A 16,162-nucleotide genomic window follows, 5' to 3' on the forward strand; every position below is an offset into this window, starting at 1 on the left:
ATACCGTTCCTTCCCAAGCTCATCCCTCCAGCAGGAGACGTACATTGCATACAGTCCGCCTGACTTCGATGGGGATTAAGAATCGGATTTCAGACGTTCAACCAGCGCTTCGTATTCAGGACTCTTCAGAAAATTGTCAATGGAAATGTGCTCAGCTTTCGGAGCTACTGTTTTAGCCCGGTCTGTCAACGTTTTTTGCGTAATGACAATATCCGCATCCTGTGGAATTTCACTGATTGCCGTATTCGTAACTGTTACGCCTACACCCGCCTGCTTCATTTTTTTGCGTAAAATCGAGGCGCCCATAGCGCTTGAGCCCATACCTGCATCACAGGAAAAGACGATCTTGTTCACTTCGGATTTATCCTTGAGCGTTCGAGCTGCGGCAATCTCAGCAGCACGTTCAGATTCGTGATTATCTTCCATTACAGTGGCGTTAGCACTTGCACTCTTGCTTTGATTTTTCATATCTTTCAGGCGGGATGCAGCTTCCTCCAGCCCCTCTTCTTTTTGCTTACTAGTCTTGAGTAACACTGCGGCAACAGCAAAGGATACGACCGCAGCAGCGATCACCCCGCTCAGCATTGGCAAATATCCGCCTTTTGGCGTCATTAGAAAATAGGCGATGATGCTGCCCGGTGAAGGAGCAGCAACCAGTCCGGCACCTGTCAACATAAAACAGAAGGTTCCCACAACGCCCCCAGCTATAGCAGCAAGAATCAAAATCGGCTTCATCAAAATATAAGGGAAATAAATTTCATGAATCCCGCCGAAAAAATGAATGATGACCGCTCCAGGAGCCGATGACTTCGCAGAGCCTTTGCCGAACAGGCAGTAGGCTAGCAAAATACCGAGCCCCGGCCCAGGGTTGGATTCCAGCATAAACAGTACGGATTTTCCTGTTCTTGCAGCTTCCTCTAACGCAATCGGACTCAATACTCCGTGATTCAGCGCGTTGTTTAAAAATAATACTTTTCCGGGCTCAATAATGAGGTTGACAAGCGGCAATAGCCCTGCGTTCACGAGGAACTGTACCCCTGCCGACAACACTTGACTGATCATTTGTACAATCGGGCCAATCGCCACATGGGCAAGCAGCGCTAGAATGGCACCGATAATTCCGGCCGAAAAGTTATTGACCAGCATTTCAAAGCCTGATCTGACTTTGCCTTCAATGGCCTTGTCGAACTTCTTCAATATCCACGCAGCCAGCGGACCAGCTACCATCGCGCCCAGGAACATCGGGATATCGGCTCCCACTATGACACCCATCGTCATAATGGCACCAATCACACCTCCACGCTGTCCGTGAATCATCGTGCCCCCTGTATAACCGATCAGTAACGGCAATAAATAATTTTTCATCGGGTCAACCAATTGTGCAAAACCTTCATTCGGGAACCATCCGGTCGGAATAAAGAGTGCCGTAATCAGCCCCCACGCAATAAATGCTCCCATATTGGGCATAACCATACCGCTAAGAAAACGGCCAAAACGCTGTACGGCGACACGAGTGCCTCCTTTTGAACTTGGCTTTGCGTCCAATGTACTCATATTCAAATCCTCCTTGTAGGTAAGCATCACTACCTTTTCTTAAAATTCATACTAAATGACAGCGCTATCTTCATCAACGAAATGAAAACGTACTTTCGTCATGAACGTTGATGACAACATTTAAATTTAAATTATCCGGGAAGGTATTATACCTGCATAATTCTTCTTAATATGACCTGTAGCTATAGAAATTAGTCGAAAAACCGTGCTGGATTATGTATGATTCTTATATGGGGACAACCCTCTAAATCAGAATAAAACACGTAATTACGTTTGCAAAAAGACAAAAAAATAGCCGCTACGTCAAATCATAGCGACTATTTTATACAAAAATCGAGCAGACAAATAACCCTCTTACTCCATACTACAATGCTCCATTATTGCTCATCGGAAATCAACTGCTCATACTGATCCGCAGACAGTAGCTTGCCCAAGGCTTCCTCCACATCTTTATCCATCTCTACTTCGATCATCCAACCTTTTTCATAGGGAGATTCATTCACTAGCTCAGGTGTACTTTCCAGCGTTTCATTCACTTTTAGTATGGTTCCCGTCACCGGAGCAAAAAGGTCGGATACTGTCTTCACCGATTCAATCGTACCGATCTCCGCTCCCTGCTCAATCGTTGCTCCCGCCTCAGGTAATTCTACAAAAACAATATCACCCAGTTGATGCTGTGCAAAGTCTGTAATACCAATTCGTACCGTTCCATTCTCTGTCCGCTGAACCCACTCATGTTCGTCTGTATACCAAAGTTGCTGCTTTACTTCACCCATTCTGTTCCCCTCACTTCCATATGAATAAAATCGCTTTTGCTCACCTGTATTAGACAGGTTAAGATTATGACAACAAGAACACTCATGTCAATAATACTAACAAAAATACTTCATATCACCTCATATAGCGTACTATATAAAAAATTATAACTTATAACAAACGCTTACATATCCTTATTTATATATTAAATGTTTTTTCTATTGTTTTAGATGACATTTTTATTGACATTTTGAATGAATTTGCGTATTAATGGGTTATAGCAAATGCTTTGGGAAACACCCCGACAACTGCAAACGCGGATGAACGCGGAGGGAGAGACTGCCAAAAAGATTCGCATAGCTGTTGCCGCTTGTGAGACATAAGTGCACGCGAATCGGATCAGGTTGTTATCTGCAAAGCCAGGTAATATACCGTTGATCCCGAAGGTAGCGCCGAAGGAGTAAACCTGCATTGCAGGTGAATCTCTCAGGCAAAAGGACCTCTGCCGGACGCATCTCTGGAGAGCATTCGCTATTGGAGCGGATCACCCAAGGGGAAACCCGGTACATACCGGGGTAACTTTCTGGTATCAAGGACAGAGCTGAAAAAAAGAGTGTAGACTGCCGTCTATACGTTTTTTTCGGCCTGTCTTTTTTGTTTAGCCGATCACACCGGATAGGAGTGGAATAATGACTAATTTGCGAAAAACACCGCTATATTCGTCCTACGGGACGCAGTCTGGGGTTCGTTGTATTGACTTTGGCGGCTGGGAGCTCCCGGTTCAGTTTAGCGGCATTCAAAAGGAGCATGAGGCCGTCCGGCAACGTGCGGGTTTATTCGATGTATCGCATATGGGCGAATTTTTGGTTGAAGGCAAAGAGGCCGAAGCTTTTCTGCAAAGGGTGACCACGAATGATGTCAGCCAGTTGGAACCAGGTCAGGCACAATATTCACTCCTGTGTTACCCCGATGGAGGGGTAGTAGACGACCTACTTGTTTACTGCAAAGGACCGGAACGCTACATGCTCGTTGTGAACGCATCCAACATCGATAAGGATTGGGATTGGCTAATTCGCCATATGCCTGCATCCGTTCACATGGAGAATGTGTCTGATGCGATAGCATTGCTAGCGTTGCAAGGACCGGAGGCAGCACGTATTGCCGCAGCCGTGGCAGATACGGACATTACGAATCTGGCATCTTTCCGCTTCCATGAGAATGTGCCATTGTTCGGAGCAAAAGCACTGGTCTCACGAACCGGATATACGGGCGAAGACGGTTTTGAATTTTATATACCTGCTGCGGAAGCACCAGCCGTATGGGAGGGTTTGCTTCGTTCCGGTGAGTCGTATGGGCTGATTCCCGCTGGACTTGGTGCTCGGGATACCCTACGCTTTGAGGCACGGTTGCCGCTATATGGTCAGGAGTTATCTGCCACGATTTCACCACTCGAAGCTGGTCTAGGTTTCTTCGTCAAGCTGAATAAAGGAGATTTTATCGGTAGAGAAGCACTGCAACGTCAGAAAGAACAAGGGATTCCTCGCAAATTGATCGGGCTGGAAATGATTGATCGCGGTATCCCACGCGCCCATTACCCGGTATTCGCAGAAGGACAACACATTGGTGAGGTCACAACGGGGACTCAGTCGCCCACCTTGAAGCGTAATCTGGGCCTCGCCTTGGTGGACAGTCGTTTTAGCGCCCTCTCCACACCGTTGGAGGTTGAGATTCGTGGCAAACGCCTGCGTGCCGAGGTGGTGGCAACACCCTTTTATAAACGCCCGCGCTGATCTTAAACTCTTTTTATTTCTATAAAGCAAATATGTCAGATATGAACTTCTTGGTTTTTCATCTCACACACTTTTTTATTAGCTAATTTACGATCTAAAATCTTGCTTTTCGAAAGGAGTCAGAACCTATGAAGCAGCATCGTTATCTCCCTATGACTGAACAGGATCAAACCGAAATGCTGCGTGTGGTGGGTGTATCATCTATTGATGATTTATTCAGTGACATTCCAGAGGCCATTCGATATCAAGGGGAACTGCCTCTCTCTTCTCGACTCGATGAGAAAGCCTTAACCCGCCACTTGGCCGAGCTGGCCGGACACAACGCCAATACAGACACACATGCCAGCTTCCTTGGCGCAGGAATTTATGATCATCATATTCCGTCCGTCATCCAGCACATCACTTCACGCTCGGAATTCTATACAGCCTACACCCCCTATCAGCCGGAAGTAAGCCAAGGCGAGCTACAAGCCATTTTCGAGTTTCAGTCGTATATTTGCGAATTGACGGGCATGGCTGTAGCTAATGCCAGCATGTACGACGGAGCGACTGCACTGGCGGAAGCGGGCTCACTGTCCGCCGCAGCTACCCGCCGTAAACAGCTTATCGTATCAAGGTCCGTCCATCCGGAGGCACGTCAGGTATTGGCAGCCTATGCACGCGGATTGGATTTGGACATCGTGGAGATCGGCTGTTCGGACGGCGTAACGGATGCTGATGCGCTAGCGGCAGCCGTATCGGAACAGACCGCGGCTGTTTTGGTCCAAAGCCCCAACTTTTTCGGAGCCGTGGAAAACCTGAAGCCGATGGCTGACCTCATCCATGCGCACAAAGGTCTTTTGGTCGTCAGTGCCAATCCACTAGCACTTGGCTTGCTGGAAACACCCGGCAAACAGGGCGCGGATATTGTGGTAGGAGACGCACAGCCACTTGGCATCTCCTCTTCTCTCGGCGGTCCGACCTGTGGATACTTTGCCGTTTCTCAGGCACATATGCGCCGTATCCCCGGCCGTATTGTGGGTCAGACCACAGACCGCAACGGTAAACGCGGCTTCGTGCTGACCTTGCAAGCGCGGGAACAGCATATCCGCCGCGAAAAGGCCACCTCTAACATTTGCTCCAACCAAGCGTTGCTAGCTTTATCTGCATCTGTATACTTGTCTGTCATGGGTAGACAGGGGATCAAGGAAGTAGCCGAGCTAAATTTGCATAAAAGCCGTTATGCTTTAGAGCAATTGCTGAGCTTGAAGGGCGTAACTGCCTCGTTTAACGCACCGACCTTTAACGAGTTTGCCCTTAGACTGCCTGAGGGTACGGATATGAGCAAACTCCAGGCCGAGCTGCTAGCTGCTGGATTTATCGCTGGCTACGATTTGGGCCGGGACTATGAGGAACTTGCTGGTCACATGTTGATTGCCGTGACGGAGCAAAGAACCAAAGAAGAGATTGACCAATTTGTACACACCTTGGGGGGATTGCTATGACACACACCGGACAGGATCAGAAACAAAGGCTGTTGAAGGAACACGATCAAGCGCTCATCTTTGAATTGAGCCGTCCGGGTCGCATCGCCTATTCCCTTCCCGAGTGCGACGTTCCCCGTCGCCCGGTGGCAGAGCTTTTGCCAGATTATGCGCTGCGCAGCGAACCTGCGGCATTACCCGAGGTATACGAAGTAGACGTTATTCGGCATTATACTTCCTTGTCCCGGCGCAATTTCGGCGTGGACAACGGATTTTATCCGCTCGGCTCCTGTACGATGAAATACAATCCAAAAGTGAATGAGGATGTCGCCCGATATACAGGCTTCGCCAAAATCCATCCATATCAGCCCGAGGAGAGCATCCAGGGTGCCATGGAGCTGCTGCATACGCTCCAAAATGATTTGGCTGCGTTAACTGGCATGGATGCCGTCACGCTTCAGCCCGCCGCGGGCGCCCATGGCGAATGGACCGGGCTGATGATGATTCGCTCATACCACGAAGCACGTGGTGAGCGACGTACCAAGGTGCTCGTGCCGGATTCCTCGCACGGAACGAACCCCGCCAGCGCAACCGTCGCGGGCTTCGAAACAGTCACCCTTCCCTCCACCCCTGAGGGGCTGGTGGATCTGGATGCGTTACGTCAAGCCGTAGGCAACGACACCGCGGCGCTCATGCTGACCAATCCGAACACGCTTGGGCTGTTCGAGAAGCAAATCACTGACATTGCTGCCATCGTGCATGAAGCGGGTGGTCTGGTTTACTATGACGGGGCAAACTCCAACGCCATCATGGGGATTACCCGTCCCGGAGATATGGGCTTCGATGTAGTGCATCTCAATTTGCACAAAACGATGAGTACCCCGCACGGCGGCGGTGGCCCCGGCGCTGGGCCTGTCGGCGTAAAGCAACGGCTCATCCCTTATTTGCCCAAGCCGCTTGTCGTACGGGATCCGCAGGGGGTGTACCACTGGGACCGGGAACAGGGAGATTCTATTGGACGGGTTAAAGCCTTTTACGGCAACTTCGGTATTCTCGTTCGTGCCTATGCCTATATCCGTAGCTACGGTCCTGACGGCTTAAAGCGTGTATCGGAATGCGCTGTGCTCAATGCCAATTACATGATGCATCGGCTCGCTCCACATTTTGACCTGCCCTACCCTGGACATTGCAAACACGAATTTGTCATGTCAGGGCGAGGCTTGAAAAAATTTGGAGTGCGTACGCTTGATGTAGCCAAACGGCTGCTTGATTTCGGCTACCATCCGCCTACAATTTACTTCCCTCTGAATGTAGAGGAGTGCATCATGATCGAGCCCACGGAGACGGAAAGTAAGGAGACACTTGATGCTTTTGTTGACACTATGATTCATATTGCGCGGGAAGCAGAAGAGAACCCTGAGCTGGTGCTCAATGCACCATATACTACTCCAGTCACACGATTGGACGAAACTACCGCAGCTCGCAAACCTGTACTGAATTGCTCATGCAGTTAAAAACAAATTCTACTTAAAGCATGCAAATAAGCCGGTATCTATTAGATACCGGCTGCTGTATGTACACAGCAATTTTTTTGTTGGAAAAAGATATAACCTTTGAAATGTAATACCCTTCCTTAACCTTCGATGCTTTGAACCAATTCAACAACCTGTTCTGCTGTTTGCATGTCCAGAGCTTTTGTAGCCAGTTTTTCCATGTCCGCACGGGACAACTTGGAGATTTGACTACGTGCTGGCAGAATGGAAGTTGCACTCATACTGAACTCATCAAGTCCCAGACCCAGCAGCAACGGAATTGCTGTTGTATCTCCTGCCATTTCGCCACACATACCAACCCAACGCCCTTCACGGTGAGCGGCATCAATAACCATTTTCACCAGACGCAGAATGGATGGATTGTATGGTTGATACAGGTAAGAAACCCGCTCGTTCATGCGATCCGCTGCCATTGTGTATTGAATCAGATCATTTGTACCGATACTGAAGAAATCCACTTCTTTTGCGAATTGGTCAGCCAATACCGCTGTAGAAGGAATTTCTACCATGATGCCCAGCTGAATTTCTTCAGATACGGATACACCCTCGGTTACCAACTTTTCCTTTTCTTCCAACAAAACAGCTTTAGCTTCACGGAATTCGTTCAGCGTAGCAATCATTGGGAACATGATGCGCAGGTTACCATGCACACTCGCACGCAACAAAGCACGCAATTGAGTGCGGAAAATATCCTGGCGATCCAGACACAGACGAATAGCACGGAATCCAAGGAACGGATTCATTTCTTTTGGCAGGTCCAGATAAGGAAGTTCTTTGTCGCCACCGATATCCAAAGTACGGACTACAACCGGTTTACCTTCCATTCTTTCCAGAACGGTTTTGTACGCCGTATACTGTACTTCTTCGGATGGAAGCTTATCGCGTCCCATGTACAAGAACTCCGTACGGTACAAGCCAACGCCTTCACCACCGTTGTCCAGAACACCAGCTACATCATTAGGCGTACCAATATTGGCTGCCAGTTCGACATGGACACCATCGACAGAAACCGTAGCTTCGCCGCGCAGCTTGCGCCACTCTTCGCGTTGCTTGTCGTATGCCACCTGTTTAGCACGGTATTCCGCAACAATCTCTTCGGTAGGGTTCACGAATACGTGACCATCCAAACCATCAACGATAATCAAATCACCGCTTTTAGCTTGAGACAATATATTTTTCGTTCCCACAACTGCAGGAATTTCAAGTGAGCGAGCCATAATAGCCGAATGCGAAGTACGTCCGCCGATGTTCGTTGCAAAACCTTTAACAAATTCACGATTCAGCTGAGCTGTGTCGGAAGGTGTCAAATCTTCTGCAAGCACAATCGTTTCTTCGGCAATTTCTGCAGGACTAACAAAATGAACACCAAGCAGGTGATTCAGGATCCGCTTGGTTACATCACGCATGTCCGATGCGCGTTCTTGCAAATAGGCACTTTTCATGTTTTCAAACATGGAAATGAACTGTGTAGCTACTTCATTCAAAGCATAGTCAGCATTAAGCTGCTCGTCTCTGATTTTAGCTTTAACCGGATCGATCAATTCAGGATCATTCAGGATGAGCAGGTGAGATGCAAAAATTTCTGCTTTTTTCTCTCCCAGCTCCTGAAGCGTTTTCTCCTTAATCGATTCCAATTCGGTTTGAGATTGTGCCAAAGCCGCATCCAATCTCGCGATTTCAGCTTCAACATCACCAACCGCGCGTCTCTCTACAGCGTAATTCGGATGCTCCAAGATAAACGCCCGGGCAATGGCTATGCCTGCCGAAGCGGCAATCCCGGAAATTTTAAGCATGAACTTCGCCCAGCCCTTCGTTAACGATTACATTTTCAAGAGCTTTCAGTGCTTCGGCAGCTTCAGCGCCTTCGCAGATAATGTTAATAGTATCGCCTTGTTCCAGACCCAGGGACAATACACCCAGAATGGATTTCAAAGTTACTTTTTTACCGTTAGCTTCGGCAAAAGATTCAGCACCGCTGAATTTGTTAGCTGTATTTACCAGCGCAGTTGCAGGACGTGCATGGATACCGTCTTCATCCGTAATTCTAAAAGTTGTTTGCATAATTTGTTCCTCCCACTTTCCTAAAGATAATATTTGTTTACACGCAGTATACCAGATCATTGATCAGACGGCCTAAGCCGCCTAATCAACTAATCCGAAACACATAGAGTTTATTTTATCGTAATTATACCATCTTCGCCAGCCTTCAATACTCCAGTTTTGTTTAAAGTTACCGAAGAACCTTCTGGAAGGTTAGTAAAAATGACAGGTGAGATGATGGATTTAGCGTTTGCCTTCACGTATTCCAGGTCTACTTTCATAATAGGCTGGCCAGCTGACACAAGATCGCCTTCGTTCACCAAAACGTCAAATCCTTGGCCTTTAAGCTTCACAGTATTCACCCCGATATGAACAAGCACTTCTTTACCGCCATCGGATTGAATACCAATCGCATGCTTGCTTGGGAATACATTGAATACTTTACCATAAACAGGGGACACAATCGTTCCATCATTTGGCACGACCGCAAAACCGTCACCTGTCATACGTTCTGCAAATACCGGATCGGGAACCGTCGAGATATCAACCAATTCGCCGTTAACAGGCATTACAATATCTTCTACAATAATGGTTTGTTGTTCTTCTCCAGCTTCCTTCTCCTCTTGTGGAGCAGGTTGCGCCGGAGCTGGTGCAGGTGTACGTCCAGCCATGATATCAGCCATTTGAGATTTAATGGTGTCGGAACGTGTACCGAAAATTGCCTGTACGTTGTTACCGACTTCAAGGACACCCGATGCGCCAAGTTGTTTCAGACGAGCTTTGTCAACGTTCGATTTCTCATTAACCTCGATCCGAAGACGTGTGATACAAGCATCCAGATGCTTGATATTCGATGAACCACCGAAAGCTGCCAAAATGTTGTGCGGGAGCTCATCACTACTACCGACTGCTGCGCCATCCACATTATCTGTAGCTTCTTCACGTCCTGGTGTTTTCAAGTTGAACTTCCGTATGATGAACCGGAATCCGAAGTAGTAAATAACTGCCAAAATCAGACCGACGATAATTACATACCACCAAGGCGTACGGGTTGGAATAATCCCGAAAATCAGGAAGTCAATAAATCCGCCTGAGAAGGTCATACCGATTTTGACATGTAAAATTTGCATGGTCATAAATGACAGACCTGCGAATATACAGTGTACTGCAAACAGCAGTGGAGCTACGAACAGGAAGGAAAATTCCAGTGGCTCCGTAATACCTGTCAAGAACGAAGTCAATGCTGCTGAACCCATAATACCTGCTACATATTTTTTGTGTTCTGGTCTTGCTTCATGGTACATTGCAAGCGCTGCTGCCGGCAAACCGAACATCATGAATGGGAATTTACCCACTTGGAACGTACTTGCTGTCAACGCCACTCCGTCGCGAAGCTGGCTGAAGAAGATCTGCTGGTCACCGTGAACGGTTTGACCTGCCTTGTTAACATATTCACCAAACTCAAACCAGAACGGTGAATACCAGATGTGATGCAAACCAAATGGAATCAGCGCGCGTTCGATAACACCGAACAGGAACGCCGACAAAGTCGGGTTGGAATACACCATAAAGTGAGATACTGCATTAAGTCCTTGTTGAACTGGAGGCCAGATCAGAACCAGCGCAAGTCCGACAATCAGTGAGGATACCGCCGTTGCAATCGGAACGAAACGCTTACCCGCGAAAAAGCCCAGATACGAAGGAAGTTCAATTTTGAAAAAGCGGTTGTACATGGCCGCGGCCAGTATACCGATGATTATCCCGCCGAACACCCCGGTTTGAAGCGTTGGAATCCCTAACACGTTTGCATAACCCGGTATTTTTTGAGCAATCAGACCAGGTGTGACACCCACGGCTGTACCCAGAGTAATGTTCATAACGAGGTAACCGATGATGGCAGCCAAACCTGCTACACCCTCACCGCCCGCCAGACCGACGGCTACGCCGACTGCGAACAACAGTGCCAGATTATCAAAAACGATTTGTCCGGCATTCATCATGATCGTCGCTACCGATTGAACCCAGCCCGCATTTAATGCCGGAATGTACTGGAGAAAATCAGGATTGACCAGCATGTTACCGATACCCAATAAAAGCCCCGCAGCTGGCAAAATCGCTACAGGAAGCATTAATGCTTTACCGACACGCTGTAAAACGCCGAAAAGCTTTTTAAACATACCTTCCACATCCTTCTCTGAAATTTAGAACAGAGGCAAAACAACAAAAAAGGCATGAGCCGATTTAAGTATGTTTGAAAACAACCTTGGGATATAGCTTGCCCCAGTAGGCTGTAAACAATCATAACTTAAAACAACTCATGCCTGATCGAATCAGTAACACGTTTAATGTTCAGTTGTTGTCTTCCTCATTGCAAAATTGATTATAGCACCCCTCTAAATGCGAGGCAATACTTTTTTATTCCGGTTTTATCACTTTTGTTGCTCCCCCTGCTCTTTGCGTTGGGACAACCGCTGCAGATGCATTGTCAAATAACTAACCTCAGCTGGATACACAGATTTACGGAGTCTTTTCTCCATAATTTTCGTGAGCTTCCAGGCCAGCATATACATTTCCGGGTACTCCTCATTCAAAAGCTTGTCCAATCGATAAATCTCCTGCACAATTTCTCCCCGGCGCACACGTTCAATCGCAAACCTCAGATGAGTCAGCAGTCGAGAATAATCAAGAGATTGGAGAGGAATACGATAATCCAGTGTGGTCTCGACAACCTGAACCATATCAGCAATCAGACGAGAATCCTTCCTCACCTCGGAGATATGCTGGTTTGTCATGGCGCTATAAATATGCAGGGCCACGAATCCGATTTCATCTTCTCCCAGATCTACATCCATCTTATCCCTGATTAGAGCAACAGCCTGCTCAGCCATCTTGTATTCCTGAGGATATATTTCCCTAGTCTCATACAAAAACGGATTATGAATCGTAATTCCCTGTTTATGACGGTTGATGGAAAAAGCGATATGGTCAGTTAAAGCAATCAGTATGTGCTCATTTAGAGGCTTCTTAGCTTGAAGCTGAACAAGATGAAGCACCTCACCGATGACCTCAATGAGCTTTTCATCCAGCTCAGGAAGCAACCGTTTGTATTGCTCCTGTTCTTCATGGCTTTTTAATATAAATAATTTTTCAACTGAATCCAACGGCATAAGATCACCGGGTCTGCGATTGAAACCGATTCCTTTTCCAATCACAACAACCTCATCATGCTCGGGATGCATCCCTATAATCACATTGTTATTCAGCGCTTTGGCCACTTTTAGGCTGCTCACATCCGCACCTCTTTTATCAGAACCTTGATCCTAAGAATTATAGCATGAAGCTCAGAGGAATCCACGTTAAAGTACCAAATATTCGGCTAAAGGTCAATAAAAAGAAAACGCTTTTCATCACATTGCCGGGAAATGCTGTGATGGAAAGCGGTCTTTTGGTTAGGGGTAGATGCTCCCCAAAGACTTACCGTTATTCTTTATCTGTTAGTGCTGCCTCCACCGAGGCTGGAAGATGCTGCTTATTCCCTTCACCGGAGGACGGCACGGAATGAAGGCCTTTTTTCCCAGTCGTCAGCCCCTTGATTAACTGCTCCACATCAATGCCTGATACACTCTTCAGCATCTCAGGTGCCGTAGCCATCAGTTCGGTGACATAATTGCTGACACGCGCTGCTCCTTCTCCTTTTCCCGTATCAACTACGGTGAGTTTATCAATGGACGCAATCGGTTCGGCAATACGTCCAGCCAGATCAGGCAACATTTTTACGATAATATCGAGCACGGCGGCCTCTCCAAACTTCTGGAACGCCTCCGCCAGTTTTTCCTTGGCCTCCGCTTCTGCAAGTCCACGCAAACGGATGACATCTGCGTCTGCCGTACCTTTGGCGCGTTCGGCATCCGCTTCTGCTTGCCCGTTGAGACGTTTTTGTTCAGCTGACGCTTTAGCCTGTGTCTCAATCGAGTATTGCAGCGATTCAGCCTCACGCATTTTACGCGATTTATCTGCTTCCGCCGCTTGCTCGACCGCATACCGATCGGCTTCTGCCTTCTTTTTCACTTCCGCATCATATTGCTTTTCACGTACCTGTATTTCCTTGGATTGAAGATCAATTTCCCGTTCTTTGCGCACCAGCTCGACCTTCATCTGCTCCTCGACAGCAGTCTGCTTGGCACGGGCCTCCTGGATGTGATAAGCCTGATCGGCTTCTGCCTTCGCTGTATCCTGTTCTTTCTTAAACGAAGCCACTTTCAGTTCCTTCTCCTTGGCTGCCTCCGCAATGTTGGTATCCCGCAGCAGTTCGGCCTTCTGGCCTTCCTGTTCCGCACGCGCCTTCTGAATCCGGGCATCCCGCACAGCCTCGGCTTCTGCAATCTCAGCATCCCGTTTCACAGCGGCAATTCTCGGCTTACCAAGCGCATCCAGATATCCGTGCTTATCACGCACATCTTTGATGGTGAATGAAACGATTTGCAAGCCCATCTTTTTCAGATCACGAGCAGCCACGCCCTGCACTTCCTGCGCAAACCGATCCCGATTACGATAAACTTCTTCCACTGTCATCGAACCGAGGATTGCGCGCAAATGTCCCTCCAGCACTTCCTGAGCCTCTCCCCTAAGAGCCTCCAGTGGCTTCCCGATGAACTGCTCGGCTGCTGTAGCCACATCCTCAATAGAACTGCCGACCTTGATGATCGCCACACCATCCGCAATCACGGGAACTCCTTGCTCCGTATACACTTCCGGTGTGGTTACGTCCAGTTTATGGGACAACAGAGAGATGAATTCGGACTGCTGGAAAATTGGCCAAATGAAGGCCCCCCCGCCGCGTACAATTTTAATTTTGCGTCCAGAGTCATCCTCGGAAATATTTTTATTTCCCAGAAAAGAGCCCGTCACGATCATCCCTTCATCCGGTCCTACCGTTTTGTAACGGGCCCAAAAAGCGATCCCTAATATAACGATAACGATGACAACAATCCCAGGGACCAACACAATATCTTGCAAATTTGACACTCCCGATCACGCTCCCTTCAAGTTAAGCGAATGCGCCGTCTATGTGTCCAGGTACGCTACGCGGACGACGCCCTCTGCGACCTCAACCACGACGATACGGGTTCCCGCAGCAAGCGGTTTGTGATCGAAGCTAGATGCTGTATGTATGGTGTTGCCTGCACCCAAGCGGATCATAACCTCCCCGTAACCAACCTCAGGTACAGGAATGGTGACCTCACCGATCCGGCCAGTCAGCTCACGCATGGAGAAGCCGCTGGATACCTCCGAATTCGCCATGGGTTTGATAAACGCAAAGAACACGAGTATTCCGATGACAAACGCAATCCCTAAAGCAAGCACGACGACCCACCCCATGCTCAGCCCGGTATACTTTGTCAGCAGTACTCCAGCCCCGCCAAAAGCGGTCATGGCTCCAAGTAAAACGACAGGTCTGAACCAATCGAGGCCCGGTAGCTCCAATGCACCATCCAGCCAACCACCGAGTACATCTCCAATCAGCACACTGACTACGGTAAAGATAGCGCCCCCTGCCAATAACCACCAAAATATGGTTTCCATGCGACTCCTCCTTCCATGTACCTTTTCAGTCTGGTTTCCAGTCTATAACTATGTTTACGTATTCAACCTTAAAAAGTTTCAAAATTTTCCTCCAAAATCCCAAATCAAACCCAAAAAAGCACGTTCGTACGTCTAATGACGCACAAACGTGCTTAAAATGATACAAATGTCGGTTTACAGAGATGCTTTGTAAATTTCGACTACATCTTCGCGATTGAGCTTATTAAAGCCACCAAAAGATCCAAATTTCACAGCTTTATCAGCCATAACATCGATTTGGGACGCATCAATATCGTAATCAGCCAGACGGCTTGGTGCACCAATCGAGTTCCAGAAATCACGCAGCGCCTGAATACCCTCCAGCGCCACTTCTTCATCGCTCTTGCCTTCTGGGTTTACATGGAACACATTGACGGCCAGTTGCTTGAAGCGTTCAGGCTTCACATGCAGATTGTGTTTCATCCAGTTCGGGAACAGAATAGCCAGTCCTCCACCATGTGGAATATCATAAACAGCAGACACAGCATGTTCGATATTGTGAGTAGCCCAGTCACCTGTCAGCCCCATGTTTAGGAAGCCGTTCAGCGCCATCGTACCACAATACATAATCGTTTCACGCAGCTCGTAGTTTTCCAGATCGTTGACCAGACCTGGAGCCGCATCCATGACCGTACGCAAAATCGTTTCGCACCAGCCAAGTTGGACCGGAGTATTGGATTCCAAATGGAAATAATGCTCCAGCGTATGTGACATCATATCTACGATTCCGTAAACGGTTTGATTTTGCGGCAGAGAGTATGTGTTCACAGGATCAAGAATAGAAAACGCAGGGAACGCAAATACGCTGCCCCAGCCCAATTTTTCCTGTGTTTTTTCATTTGTAATAACAGAACCCGCATTCATTTCAGAACCGGTAGCTGCCATGGTCAAAACCGTACCTAGTGGCAATGCTGCCTGTGGTGCCGCTTTACGCTCTGCAAAATCCCACATGTCGCCATCATATTTTGCACCAACAGCAATGGCTTTGGAGCAATCCAGCACACTACCACCGCCTACAGCCAGAACGAGGTCGATTTGATGTGTTTTACACAATTCAACGCCTTTATGTACTGTAGATAAGCGAGGATTCGGTTCTACACCAGCCAGTTCCGTTACCTCTGCACCGATTTCACCAAGCAAACTTATTACATTATCGTACAAACCGCTGCGCTTAATGCTGCCGCCGCCATATACAAGCAGTACACGTTTACCATATTTAGGAACTTCACGCTTGAGAGCCTCCAATTGTCCTTTACCGAAGATCAATTGTGTAGGATTATAAAATTCGAATGCTTTCATCGCAAACGCTCGCCTCCAATAGTTCTAAAGTTTAATGTTAAGAAACTACTCTATTATAACCTTTTCGGTTACAGGAAACAAATCT

At 47.8% G+C, this 16,162-nt stretch carries 12 protein-coding genes and 1 riboswitch; of the genes, 3 read left to right on the top strand and 9 right to left on the bottom strand.

The window, feature by feature from the left end:
* Nucleotides 1-75: 75 nt before the first annotated feature.
* Nucleotides 76-1,554, bottom strand: coding sequence for a PTS mannitol transporter subunit IIBC (locus tag BM358_RS19790; protein WP_028542456.1), 1,479 nt, complete (start codon nt 1,552-1,554; stop codon nt 76-78).
* 377 nt (nt 1,555-1,931) lie between these two features.
* Nucleotides 1,932-2,330, bottom strand: coding sequence for a glycine cleavage system protein GcvH (gene gcvH, locus BM358_RS19795; protein WP_023989876.1), 399 nt, complete (start codon nt 2,328-2,330; stop codon nt 1,932-1,934).
* A gap of 300 nt (nt 2,331-2,630) precedes the next feature.
* A riboswitch (glycine riboswitch) is annotated at nt 2,631-2,822 on the top strand.
* 177 nt (nt 2,823-2,999) lie between these two features.
* Between gcvH and gcvT the strand changes: the two genes are divergently transcribed.
* The 3 genes from gcvT to gcvPB all read left to right on the top strand — a co-directional run bounded on the left by gcvT (nt 3,000) and on the right by gcvPB (nt 7,077).
* The gene (gene gcvT / locus BM358_RS19800; protein ID WP_028542455.1) at nt 3,000-4,100 is read left to right on the top strand and encodes a glycine cleavage system aminomethyltransferase GcvT; all 1,101 of its coding nucleotides are present in this window, start codon (nt 3,000-3,002) and stop codon (nt 4,098-4,100) included.
* A 128-nt stretch (nt 4,101-4,228) separates the two neighbouring features.
* Nucleotides 4,229-5,584, top strand: a complete 1,356-nt coding sequence (gene gcvPA, locus BM358_RS19805) for an aminomethyl-transferring glycine dehydrogenase subunit GcvPA (protein ID WP_028542454.1) — start codon at nt 4,229-4,231, stop codon at nt 5,582-5,584.
* The gene (gcvPB, locus tag BM358_RS19810; RefSeq protein WP_028542453.1) at nt 5,581-7,077 is read left to right on the top strand and encodes an aminomethyl-transferring glycine dehydrogenase subunit GcvPB; all 1,497 of its coding nucleotides are present in this window, start codon (nt 5,581-5,583) and stop codon (nt 7,075-7,077) included. The genes gcvPA and gcvPB overlap by 4 nt, the downstream gene beginning before the upstream one ends.
* Nucleotides 7,078-7,196: 119 nt before the next feature.
* Here gcvPB and ptsP read toward each other — a convergent pair whose 3' ends face one another.
* The 7 genes from ptsP to BM358_RS19845 form a co-directional block, all read right to left on the bottom strand.
* On the bottom strand, nt 7,197-8,909 hold the full coding sequence (gene ptsP / locus BM358_RS19815) for a phosphoenolpyruvate--protein phosphotransferase (RefSeq protein WP_023989880.1): 1,713 nt from the start codon (nt 8,907-8,909) through the stop codon (nt 7,197-7,199).
* Nucleotides 8,902-9,177 carry an HPr family phosphocarrier protein gene (locus tag BM358_RS19820; RefSeq protein ID WP_013372579.1) on the bottom strand — a complete coding sequence of 92 codons (276 nt, stop codon included), beginning with the start codon at nt 9,175-9,177 and terminating at the stop codon, nt 8,902-8,904. The genes ptsP and BM358_RS19820 overlap by 8 nt, the downstream gene beginning before the upstream one ends.
* A gap of 110 nt (nt 9,178-9,287) precedes the next feature.
* Nucleotides 9,288-11,333 (bottom strand): glucose-specific PTS transporter subunit IIBC, encoded by a 2,046-nt coding sequence (gene ptsG / locus BM358_RS19825; RefSeq protein ID WP_023989881.1) that lies wholly within the window; start codon nt 11,331-11,333, stop codon nt 9,288-9,290.
* A gap of 252 nt (nt 11,334-11,585) precedes the next feature.
* Nucleotides 11,586-12,446, bottom strand: a complete 861-nt coding sequence (gene glcT / locus BM358_RS19830) for a glucose PTS transporter transcription antiterminator GlcT (RefSeq protein WP_023989882.1) — start codon at nt 12,444-12,446, stop codon at nt 11,586-11,588.
* Nucleotides 12,447-12,636: 190 nt separating this feature from the next.
* Complete coding sequence (locus BM358_RS19835) at nt 12,637-14,172, bottom strand: flotillin family protein (RefSeq protein ID WP_028542452.1); 1,536 nt, start codon at nt 14,170-14,172, stop codon at nt 12,637-12,639.
* Nucleotides 14,173-14,220: 48 nt separating this feature from the next.
* Nucleotides 14,221-14,739, bottom strand: coding sequence for an NfeD family membrane protein (locus BM358_RS19840; protein ID WP_023989884.1), 519 nt, complete (start codon nt 14,737-14,739; stop codon nt 14,221-14,223).
* Between the two features lie 174 nt (nt 14,740-14,913).
* Nucleotides 14,914-16,077 (bottom strand): iron-containing alcohol dehydrogenase, encoded by a 1,164-nt coding sequence (locus tag BM358_RS19845; RefSeq protein WP_028542451.1) that lies wholly within the window; start codon nt 16,075-16,077, stop codon nt 14,914-14,916.
* Between the last annotated feature and the right edge of the window lie 85 nt (nt 16,078-16,162).

It is taken from the genome of Paenibacillus sp. cl130, from assembly GCF_900116035.1.
GTDB classification, from domain to species: domain Bacteria; phylum Bacillota; class Bacilli; order Paenibacillales; family Paenibacillaceae; genus Paenibacillus; species Paenibacillus polymyxa_B.

Excerpts from the sequence above, each read along its gene's own strand:
- BM358_RS19790 (WP_028542456.1), bottom strand. The coding sequence starts at position 1,554 with ATGAGTACATTGGACGCAAAGCCAAGTTCAAAAGGAGGCACTCGTGTC.
- gcvH (WP_023989876.1), bottom strand. The coding sequence starts at position 2,330 with ATGGGTGAAGTAAAGCAGCAACTTTGGTATACAGACGAACATGAGTGG.
- gcvT (WP_028542455.1), top strand. The coding sequence starts at position 3,000 with ATGACTAATTTGCGAAAAACACCGCTATATTCGTCCTACGGGACGCAG.
- gcvPA (WP_028542454.1), top strand. The coding sequence starts at position 4,229 with ATGAAGCAGCATCGTTATCTCCCTATGACTGAACAGGATCAAACCGAA.
- gcvPB (WP_028542453.1), top strand. The coding sequence starts at position 5,581 with ATGACACACACCGGACAGGATCAGAAACAAAGGCTGTTGAAGGAACAC.
- ptsP (WP_023989880.1), bottom strand. The coding sequence starts at position 8,909 with ATGCTTAAAATTTCCGGGATTGCCGCTTCGGCAGGCATAGCCATTGCC.
- BM358_RS19820 (WP_013372579.1), bottom strand. The coding sequence starts at position 9,177 with ATGCAAACAACTTTTAGAATTACGGATGAAGACGGTATCCATGCACGT.
- ptsG (WP_023989881.1), bottom strand. The coding sequence starts at position 11,333 with ATGTTTAAAAAGCTTTTCGGCGTTTTACAGCGTGTCGGTAAAGCATTA.
- BM358_RS19840 (WP_023989884.1), bottom strand. The coding sequence starts at position 14,739 with ATGGAAACCATATTTTGGTGGTTATTGGCAGGGGGCGCTATCTTTACC.
- BM358_RS19845 (WP_028542451.1), bottom strand. The coding sequence starts at position 16,077 with ATGAAAGCATTCGAATTTTATAATCCTACACAATTGATCTTCGGTAAA.